The 10,557-nt window shown below is 50.9% G+C and carries 5 protein-coding genes; all 5 read right to left on the bottom strand.

From position 1 onward, the window contains the following. Window positions 1-577: 577 nt before the first annotated feature. Window positions 578-1,786 (bottom strand): ATP-binding protein, encoded by a 1,209-nt coding sequence (locus DWZ54_RS11355; RefSeq protein WP_118476436.1) that lies wholly within the window; start codon window positions 1,784-1,786, stop codon window positions 578-580. A 147-nt stretch (window positions 1,787-1,933) separates the two neighbouring features. Next, window positions 1,934-4,945: an autotransporter outer membrane beta-barrel domain-containing protein gene (locus DWZ54_RS11350; protein ID WP_147369923.1), complete on the bottom strand. Its 3,012-nt coding sequence runs from the start codon at window positions 4,943-4,945 to the stop codon at window positions 1,934-1,936. Between the two features lie 43 nt (window positions 4,946-4,988). Next, complete coding sequence (locus DWZ54_RS11345; protein WP_118476432.1) at window positions 4,989-8,096, bottom strand: autotransporter outer membrane beta-barrel domain-containing protein; 3,108 nt, start codon at window positions 8,094-8,096, stop codon at window positions 4,989-4,991. Window positions 8,097-8,705: 609 nt separating this feature from the next. Continuing rightward, on the bottom strand, window positions 8,706-8,909 hold the full coding sequence (locus tag DWZ54_RS11340; RefSeq protein WP_118476430.1) for a twin-arginine translocase TatA/TatE family subunit: 204 nt from the start codon (window positions 8,907-8,909) through the stop codon (window positions 8,706-8,708). Between the two features lie 123 nt (window positions 8,910-9,032). Then, window positions 9,033-10,433 (bottom strand): PLP-dependent aminotransferase family protein, encoded by a 1,401-nt coding sequence (locus DWZ54_RS11335; RefSeq protein ID WP_118476428.1) that lies wholly within the window; start codon window positions 10,431-10,433, stop codon window positions 9,033-9,035. Between the last annotated feature and the right edge of the window lie 124 nt (window positions 10,434-10,557).

The raw sequence follows: 10,557 nt of genomic DNA, 5'->3' as shown, positions 1-10,557 counted from the left end.
ACACACCCAAAGCGCAAAAAGGTTTCCATTAGCAATGCGATAGTCTTATGCAATTACAGATGGTCCTCTGCCGCGGCTCTCCTTTCCGGACGCTTGCTCATATCCCCAACCAAAATCGTGTCACTAACTTCGTTTTCTTTTCGTTGCGAGGATTATATCATTTATCAAAAAAAAAAAAACAGTGCTAAAAATTGATTCTTTCTTATCCACAGGAATTAATATACTTTTAAACTAACTTTAATCCATTTTTCTTTGTTTTTCTAAGAAATACGCATATAAAGGACGTTGCCCCCCTGCCCATAAGGCTTCCTGGCTTCTCGAATCCTTGAAAAATAAATATCACAGCGCGATTATCCTTTCATAAATAACATTTATGTATCTTTATATATCCACTTGTAACATACATAAAAAAAAGACCCTGTATGCGTTTGACATACAGGGCCCGTGCGGCTCGTATTCTCTTATTTTACAACGGTTTCCGTCTTCTGCTCGCTCTGTGCCAGCTGCTTCAGCTCCGGCTTCTCATCCTCGGCGACAGCCGATTTGAACTCGCGGACGCTCTTGCCCAAGATCATATTTACTGGGCATCATCCAGCAGGAAATCGACAATGTTGATATTGCGTATGCCATCGAAATCTTTGATATAGGTACGATCCATCGTCAAAATAACCTTTTCATACTGATCCCGGATTTTCCGAAGCGGTTCCAATTCGCGTTCTCGTGTTTTTTCATCCAGAATACTTGCCGAAACCTGATAGTAGATTTTCTGATCCGGCTTGGATGCAATGAAGTCTACCTCCAGGGTTCCCAGTTTACCTACACCGACCTCATACCCGCGCCGCAGCAACTCGAGATACACAATATTTTCCAAGACATGACCATAATCTCCGCCATGAAATCCGAGCAGCGCATTGCGCAGCCCAGTATCAACGATATAGTACTTTTCCATAGTCTTCAGATACAATTTCCCTTTTATGTCGTAACGGCTGGCACGATAAAAAATAAATGCATTCTCGAGCATCTTTAGATAATTATCAACGGTCAATGCCGAGGTCTTGCGCCCCTTGCTGGTCAAGTAGCCACTGATCTTGCTGGTTGATACCGGATTGCCAACGTTATCTGCCAAGAAACGCACGATATGCTCCAAAAGGGCCGGGTCACGGACGGCATTGCGTTGTATGACATCTTTCATCAGGACCGTATTATAAATGCCACTCAAAACCATTTGGACGGTATCAATATGTTGCGGAATACCAGGGATGACTGGCAGACTGCCAAACTGGAGGTAACGTTGAAAGGCCATATCTGTTTGCTGACGTTCTGCTTCAGGCAAAAAATCAAGGTATTCTCGGAAGGAGAGCGGATAGACTTCAATCAATGCGTAACGTCCCGACAACAGGGTAGCAATCTCAGAGGATAAAAGCTTGGCATTGGAGCCCGTCAGATAAATATCGGCCATTCCTTCGACAAAAATGGAGTTGATGGCGCGTTCCCAGTGGTCAACGAGCTGAATCTCATCCAGCATCAAATAAACATGTGACTGCCCATGCATTTGCTCTTGCAAAAAAGTGTACAACTGACGATAATCTTTAATCTCATCGAAACGCATCCATTCAAAATTCAGATGAATGATCTGATTGGCCGCCACGCCGTCTTGTTTCAAACTTTCCTCCAATAAATCGAGCAAGGTTGATTTGCCGACACGGCGCATTCCGGTCAATACTTTGATAAGCGGCTGATCTTTTAGCGAAAGTAATTTTCTTAAGTATAAATTTCTTTTTACCATATTTCATCACCTTTTATAATTATAACATAAAAAATAACGTAATATTTAAGTTTTTATATTATACTTATAAAATTTTTCTTTTTTTATAAAATAAGGCCTGTGCACAACATAACTGTCGTACACAGACCTTATTGTCATTCACCAAACTTAGAAATGGTATGCCATATAGACATTGCCGCCGAGGCCTTTATGCTGGCCGGCATATGCCTGCATGCTGAGATTGACCTCCCAGGGATTTTCCTGGTTGGATTCGAGCTTCCAGCCGGCTTCTGCCATCAGGCTGCTGCCGCCGATATCGGCTTTGCGGATGGGAGAGCTGAGGCCAGCTGCGGAAACCGTGCCGTTGCTTTCCCCATCGAACTCATAATCCCAGGCCAGACCGTAGTAGTAATTGTTCCAGCCCGACCGGTTGTTCACGCGCGCACCGATGCGCAGCAGGCTGCTGTTCATCCCATCCAGCTGGTAGTTTGCTTCTCCAGCGAGGAACGAATCGCCGCCGACATGCGTGTAAAAATACTTGCCATACACATCGAGATCACGCGCGGCGCGCTGCGTACCGCCCAGGCTCGTGCTTTCCACCTTGTCCGTCAAATCAAAGATGTGGCCAAAGCCCACATGGCCGCTCCAGTAACTGCTGCTGGTGTTGTAGCCATAGGCACTGCCGTCGCTGCTGTGGAGGACGGAATCCGCATTGTTCTTCAAATTGCCGAAGTGCAGGGAACCTTCCACATAGTTCTTGTTTTTGCTCAGGTATTTTGCCATCAGGCCGCCACCATTGTAATGCGCGTCGCCGCTGCCCGCATAGCCGGCACCATCCACACTGTAGTGGCCTCTACCGTATTCATAGAACAGGCCATAGGAGAAATCCCCGTCTTTCGTGGCCGCTTCATTGCCGATGCCAACGAGGCCATTCCACGTGTACGTCTTGCTCTCGCTGCCCGTATCGTACGTGTCCTTGCTGCCGCCCAGGCTGGCAAATGTAAAACCGCCCTTTTCCTGACCGTTGAAATTCGTCAGCACGCTGTCCAGGCGGTCACGACCTGCTGCCAGGACGCCGAGGGCCGCCTCATTGGCGATCAACGCGTTATGCGTCTGCTTTGAGGTATCGACTTTGATTTCCGTTCCATTCTTTTTCTGGACCGTATCCATCGTGTAGATGACATTGCCGTTCGCATCAAGAGAGGCAACGCCCGTGCCTTCGAGGGCATTGCTGATATTCCACTTGCCCTGCTTCGTCGTCAGATTGCCGGCCGCAAGGGTCTTATTGCCCTGCGTATCCAGGAGCGTCATGGAGTAATCCCCGGCCTTGGTGATATTCTCCAACGATTTTGCCGTAAAGCCGATATTCTCCGTATGTACCTTGGTATTGGCAAGGTCAAACTTCCGGCTGTCCGCGAGAGTCAGGACCGTGCCGTCCGTCTGCCAGTCGATAGTCTTGTAGGTAATATCCTCCAGGGAACGAAGGCCATAGGATAAAATATTGTTGTCCGACAGGGAAAGCCCTGCCTTGCCAGTGACTTCCACCCCGCCGTCAGCATACATCTGAGTCAGCGTCTGCTGGTATTTATCCTTTCCGGATTCATACAGCTTATCCAGTCCCTTCACCGTAGCGGCTCCGGAAGCATCAATGAGCACATCGTCTTTGAGGACCTGTCCTCCATCTGCAGAAGCGAAATGGTCCAGATTCAGCGTCACATTATCCGGCAGACTCACCGTATCCGTCACCGCCAGGGCCGGCTGGGAATAATCCACATTATAGAAGGCGATTTTGTCGAAATTACAGATACCCCGAACCTTGCTGCCATGCCAATCAGCCGCTTCGCCAGTGATGATGGTTTTACCGTCCTGATCCGTGGAAAGTTCCGCCGTATAGCCTACATTCAGTGTGTTGCCGCTGTGATTGGTTTCACCATCACCCCCCGGTCCTTGAAAATAGGACGGGTCCTGTGCAATATCCAAGGGAGTAAGCCAGCCATACAAATCGGCCTGGCTCAGATTCATGGTGCCGCTCAAATTGACCATATTGTCCTGGGCCTTACCACCATACATAAGAGCTCCCCCGGCCACCTGGATGGTTTCTCCCGGGTTCTTCAACTGCTGCATGATTTCATTGACATCTTCTTCATATCCATCATCCACCGTATTCTTTACCATCGACAGGACTTTTTCCTTTTGGATGGGGATCAGCTTGGCTCCGTTCAGGTTCAACACATTGCCGGAAGCAACATCAGAACTCTGCCCTCCAAAAGTACCTGCGCCCCCCAGGAGGTAACTGGTGACCGTCCCCTTGACATCAACCAAATTATGAGAAACAGCTACACCTACTACGCCGCCTACGGCTATGGAAGTTACAGCAGCGTCCTGGCCGATGGAAACCCGATTGCTTTCTGCCGTCTCGGCATAGCCTCCTGCCAGCCCCAAAGCAGATATATCCGTCTTCCCGTCCACAGAAACAACATTTCCTTGGGCAAGGGTCGATCCATACCCGCCAACCGTCACCATATTGTTCTCCAGTTTTCCGCCGGTAATGGATACGTGGTTATCCATAACATTGTCAGCGTAGCCGCCGGCAATGAATTCAGCACCTCTGACGGTTCCGCCGCTGAAAAATACCTGGTTTCCCTTGGCCGTACTTGTAACCGTACTTGGAGTTCCTTCAACATATCCACCATAGATGCCGTCTCCCTCCGGACTATCTGAAGTAAGCGTAATGTCCACTGTGCCTCCGATGGATACCTTGTTATTGTCAGCAGCCGATTCCGAAAAACCTCCGTAGATGAGCTGGGAATCGAACTTCCCATTGGTGGTGGATACCTGATTCTCGCTGGCTTTTGTACGTCCATAACCCCCAAAGACAACTTCTATTTGATGGCTTCCACTGCTACTGAAATTCACCTGATTGCCGATGGCCTCCCCAGCCTCAGCATATCCGCCGCCTGCCCCCTCGTCAGCGGTAATGGATGCGCTGCCGGTGACAAAAAGGGTATTTCTTGAAGCATTTCCGCTCGTTGTATAACCACCGCAAAGCAGGCTTTCAGTCCGATCTTTGTCAATGGTCACCTGCTGCCCCGTCACATCCGCTGCCCAGGCCGGCACCGTGCCGGCGAGCAGGGAAGCCACCACGGCTAACGTCAATTTTTTCCCGCAAATTCTTCTCATGGCTATGACCTCCTATTTTTAACGCTCTTTGCTCAACTCATCATCAGAACTGGAAATTCAGGCCGGCTTCCAGCGACCAGCTATGTTCGATCTTTGGACCGAAGGATTTCTCACAATTGACAAATGCATAGGCATCCTTGTTAAGATGCGTCGTGAGGCCAAGGCCCACGTCGTACCAGCTGCCGTCATTATGGCCCGTGACGTTCATTTTGCCCGTCATGTCGCTGGCCGAAACATCCTGATTGCCGAGGAACTCATGCAGGAAGTCCGCGCTGATGTAGAACGTCGTCTTCTCGCCAAGATCCTGTCCGAGGCGGAAGCCGAGGCGGCTGATGAAGCTGTCCGTGCCGGACAGATGGACGCGCGTTCCCTGTGTCGTGCGGTAATCGGCGCTGCCCAGATACGTGTACTGAGCCTGTGCCTGCGGTTCGATGTACCAGGAAGAAGAGAGCGGCATCTTGCGGCCGTATTCAAAGCTCAGCGAATACGCATCATTGTGGTAATCGCCCTGCACCGGCATGCCGCTCTCCGGCAGCAAGGTGAATTTATTGAACAGGCGGCCGTATTTGGCGACGAAGTCCGTGTAATGACCTTTATTGCCCAGGCGGGTATCGTAGAACCAGGCACCATAGCGCTTCGTGTCACTGCTGCCGTTGAGTTCTTTGTAGTTTGCACTGCCGTTCATCCAGTCAAGTGCCGCACCCTGGATGTGTTTGCCAAAGTTCGTTTCATTCCGCGTCCAGTCATAGCCGACTTCGACCATCGTATTCTTGGCATCATACAGGCCCGTACGCCCCAGCTGATCGTGACGGATGCGGGCCCACGTGCCATCGCCGTCCGTGCTGTAGCGGGCTTCGCCGAGGCGCTTGTTGAGCGTATCGGTATAAATTTCGGAAATGGCATTCATGTAGTCCAGATGAATGGCCTTCTTGATAACCTTGCCGCTGTCCGAAGGCGTGACCACCGCTTCATCCACGAACCAGTTGGTCCCTTCCTTGACCGGGTTTTCGATGGTTTCGGTCTTCAGGTATTCCGGCAGGAGATTGCCATCTGCATCGGTGGTCTGCTTCCTGGCCATGGCATCCGTCATGATCTTTTCCTGATCCGGGACTTCCTTGGTAAAGCCTTTACCGGAAAAGACAGCTGTGACATAGTCGTTGCCGGGCTTGTAAGTGCCCATACCATTTTTGCCCCCGTTGAATTTCTCATTGGCAGCAGTATCCTCCGGGTTGAACTTCTCGTTCTTCACTTTTAAGGTAACGTTGTTGATGCCCTGATCCTTGGCCAGGCTCACATCGAATTTGGCAGCCGGATCCCGTTTGTAGTCATCCCCGCCGGTGGTGGCAAAGCGGATGCCCTTCAGTTCTTCCACCTTGGTATCTGGAAGCAGATACGCCTGGATGTGCTGAACCCCGGACTGGCTCAGGTCCTTGACATAAATCATGTCGGATTTGGCCGCATCCTTGGAAAAGTCCATCAGGAAGGTACCACCTTCACCGATGAGCTTGCCGATAGCAACGGACACTCCATGGCCCTTCCGGGTATCCACCAGACCGCCATGGTTGAAATCCAGCGAGGTAATGAAGCTCTTGCCCCGGGTCTGCCATTTGCTGCCGGGGTCCATGGTCAGGTTGATGGTGCCAGCATCCAGACGGGGGACGCCGTACATGGCGTAAGATTGATCTTCCAGAAATTTCCAATTGTACAGCTTGCCCAGAGCGGATTTATTCAAATCAGAAGACACATCCACCTGGCGGGGGGTGAGCTGTCCGGCAGCGTCAAAATCCGTATAATCATCGGCCTGGCCTTCAAAATAGCTGCCGTCCTGGAGATGGAGATTTACAGTGCCGCCATTTTTGGCATAGATATCCCCATACAGTTTCAGATGGCCGGCCAGGTTGATGTTCCCGTATTGATGTCCTTGATAAATTTGAATGGCTTTCTCCGCCTCTTTCACCACTTCTTCCAGATATTCTTTATCTTCTGAACCGGGATTTTCCAATTGTTTTTTATAAAACTGATATTGTGCTTCCTCAATCGACAGATGATTCCCTGCGTCTGCAAGCACATTGCCATTGATGGTATAATTCCCCTCCGGATTGTTCAAATTGATTTTTCCCAAGAAAGGTCCTGCCATGGCGAACTGCTTGAGATTTGCCGACTTGTAATCCGGAACAGAAGCCGTATACGCTCCTGCATACACATTTTCTTTTCCCGTCATGTTGATGTCTGCATTCTCTACATTGACCACACCCATGCCGCCGTACAGACCTACGGACAAATCCTCGCCGTGGATGTCCGAGATTTCCAGATCATGGAAATCCGTATGGTTGTTATCCCAGTCATATCCGGAGACTGCATACAGGACAGTCCCTACAGCTGACCCTTTGGCGGAAGAAATGTTCCGGATCTGGGTTTTTCCGGTGACCACAAAGGGGAGGTCTTTGCTCTCTTCAAGATTGTCAACGTTTATCATTCCCAGGCTGTTCCCCAGGCCAAAAGCAAGGGACCTATCCGGGCTGTCCGTGGTATTGGCAACGTTCTCAACAGTCACGTTGGTCTTACCCCCCTCTGTATAAGGGGACAAGTCGGCAGCTCCCAGTAAGGTGCCATAAACCTGCAGGGCCGTATCAGTGGTTACTCCATCCACATGGAGCCAATCTGTTTTCAGATTGTTCTGGACCATTTTGCGAGTGCCATAATCTTCCACCGGTTCCGAGTATAGGCCGATGATAGTATTTGCCTGATTGTCTTTGCTGGAAATGACTCCGCTAATAGAAATGACCGGAGCTGCCAAAGTGGAGCTTTGTAATTCAACGCCCACTGCATGGTAATACGGGTTTGGGAATTGAACTGTAAGGTTGGAAATCTGGATGCCCTTTTTCCCTTCCAAAGTAGAACGATAGAGCATTACGGTATCATTGTCTGCAGGGACGCTGCTGCCATCCAGGGAAACTTTATCCGCTGTGACGGTGCTATTCTCCATCATCAGTTTTCCCTCCAGCTGCCAATCCCCTTTGGTCAGGGTCTTGCCCGTGATATACTCCATCTCCTCCGCCTGTTCCGCATATACCGGCAGACTCGTCCCGAGTGTCAGGGCCAGCAAAATGGCCATTGTCAGTTTTTTATTCATCCGTCCTGCATGTTTCATGATATCCCCGCAATCTCCTTTACATCATCTGTGAAAGGAGCACACAAAAAGAAGCCAGAGAATCTGTCGTGAATCCATACAAGACAGCAGTTTCTGGCTTCTGAATCAATGACCTGGAATCCCCGTTCATGTCGTACGCTCCTTACAAACACACCCAAAGCGCAAAAAGGTTTCCATTAGCAATGCGATGGTCTTATGCAATTACGGACGGTCCTCTGCCGCGGCTCTCCTTTCCGGACGCTTGCTCATATCCCCAACCAAAATCGTGTCACTAACTTCGTTTTCTTTTCGTTGCGAAGATTATAACATTTATCAAAAAAAAAAAAACAGTGCTAAAAATTGATTATTTCTTATTCACAGGAATTAATATACTTTTAAACTAACTTTAATCCATTTTTCTTTGTTTTTCTAAGAAATACGCATATAAAGGACGTTGACCCTCCTGCCTATAAGGCTTCCTGGCTTCTCGAATCCTTGAAAAATAAATATTACAGCACGATTATTCTTTTATAAAGAAAATTTATGTATCTTTATGTGTCCACCTGTAACCTACATACAAAAAGGCCCTGCATGCGTTTGGCATACAGGGCCCGTGCGGCTCGTATTCTCTTATTTTACAACGGTTTCCGTCTTCTGCTCGCTCTGTGCCAGCTGCTTCAGCTCCGGCTTCTCATCCTCGGCGACAGCCGATTTGAACTCGCGGACGCTCTTGCCCAGGGATTTGCCGACCAGGGGCAATTTGCCCGGGCCGAAGACCAAGAGGCCGATGCCCAGGATCAGCAAGAGTTTCGGTACCGTAAGACCCATTAACATAGTGATTTCCTCCATCCAGCGAAACACGTAACACGACTCATTTCTGACATTATATCACGAATGGAAGGTATTGAAAAATACGCGTTGCCTATTGCTCGTATAGGGATTATCTATGCCGCCGGCTCACGCATCGAGGCAGGCCGTAATGCGCGCGATGGCTTCCGGCAGCACGGAGGCTTCCATGCCGGAATAGTTGAGCACGAAGATGTGGTCGGCAGCGGGAGCCTTACCCGCATAGTAGTCGTGCAACGGCCGCATGCGAATGCCGTGTGCGGCAAAGTCCTGTTCGAGCTGCTCGTCGCTCTTTTTCGTGTGGAAGCGCAGCAGGAAATGCAGGCCGGAGCCGCGTTCGAGGATGTCGGCGCGCGTGAGCAGGCCGCCCGCTTTCATGGCTTTGAGCAGGGCTTCGCGGCGCTTGCGGTAGCTGTTGCGCATGCGGTTGATATGCTTCTCGAAGTAGCCATCCTGGATGAAGCGCGCGAGCGTGTACTGCTCGAAGTTCGAGACGGTGCAGCTGTAGAAGCCGAGCTTTTCCTCAAAGTCCCGGACGAGGCGTTCCGGCAGTACCATGTAGCTGATGCGGATGGTCGGCGTCAGCGTCTTGGAAAAGGTGTTCATGTAGATGACGCGGCCGCTGACATCGATGCCCATCATGGTCGGGATGGGGCGTCCCGTCAGGCGGAATTCGCTGTCGTAATCGTCCTCGATGATATAGCGTCCGGGCGCGGCGCTGGCCCAGCCCAGGAGCTCGTAGCGGCGGCTGATGGGCGTGATGCAGCCCGTCGGGAAGTGATGTGACGGGCTGATGTGAAGCACATCGACGGCCTTTGCCTGCAGATCCGGCAGCGAGATTCCTTCTTCCTCCATATCGACGGGCACACAGTCGACGCCGTGGCGATGGTAGACCTTGCGGATCTTGTCGTAGCCGGGATTCTCGACGCCGAAACATTTCCCGCGTCCCAAAAGCTGCACGAGCAGGCCGTAGAGATATTCGGTGCCGGCGCCAATGACAATCTGACCGGGCGTCACGTCAAGGCCGCGGAAGCTGCGCAGATGACCGGCGATGGTCGCCCGGAGGCTCAGGATGCCCATGCCGGGCGAGCGCTCAAGCAGGGCTTCCGGCTGCCCGGCGATGACCTGCCGCAGCAGGCGCGTCCAGGTCTTGAACGGGAAGTCCGCAGGCGGCAGGCTGTTGGCCGTGAAGTCCGCGAAGTATCTCGGTCGCGGCGCTTCCCGCTCAGCGGCAGGCTCTGCCTTTCGCAGACTCTCCTGCGGCACGCCCATGACCCTGACCACGAAAAAGCCTTTTTTCGGGACAGACTGACAATATCCTTCGGCCACCAACTGACCATATGCCCCTTCTACGGTGATCACGCTGATGCCGAGCTGGCGCGCGAGGCTGCGCTTCGACGGCAGCTTCTCTCCCGCCCGCAGACGACCCGCGAGGATGTCGCCGCGGATGCAGCGGTAAAGGTGCTCATAGAGGGATTCGCCCTCCAGGTGTTCAAACGAATAGGTCAGCATGATGGCTCCAATCTGATACTAGTTATTTATCACATTTTGATTATTTCTATAAGGTCAATTTCAGTATATACTATCTTTCAGATGGACACAAGTCCTATTATTGTCAACACACTTGACAAAGAAA

This window comes from Mitsuokella sp. AF33-22, assembly GCF_003475755.1.
GTDB lineage: Bacteria > Bacillota > Negativicutes > Selenomonadales > Selenomonadaceae > Mitsuokella.
Note: the sequence above shows the minus strand (reverse complement) of the source record. Positions and strands in the feature narration are given on the sequence as shown.

What these genes read in the sequence shown, in the direction of transcription:
- DWZ54_RS11355 (WP_118476436.1), bottom strand. Translation starts at nt 1,786, where the DNA reads ATGGTAAAAAGAAATTTATACTTAAGAAAATTACTTTCGCTAAAAGAT.
- DWZ54_RS11350 (WP_147369923.1), bottom strand. Translation starts at nt 4,945, where the DNA reads ATGAGAAGAATTTGCGGGAAAAAATTGACGTTAGCCGTGGTGGCTTCC.
- DWZ54_RS11345 (WP_118476432.1), bottom strand. Translation starts at nt 8,096, where the DNA reads ATGAAACATGCAGGACGGATGAATAAAAAACTGACAATGGCCATTTTG.
- DWZ54_RS11340 (WP_118476430.1), bottom strand. Translation starts at nt 8,909, where the DNA reads ATGTTAATGGGTCTTACGGTACCGAAACTCTTGCTGATCCTGGGCATC.
- DWZ54_RS11335 (WP_118476428.1), bottom strand. Translation starts at nt 10,433, where the DNA reads ATGCTGACCTATTCGTTTGAACACCTGGAGGGCGAATCCCTCTATGAG.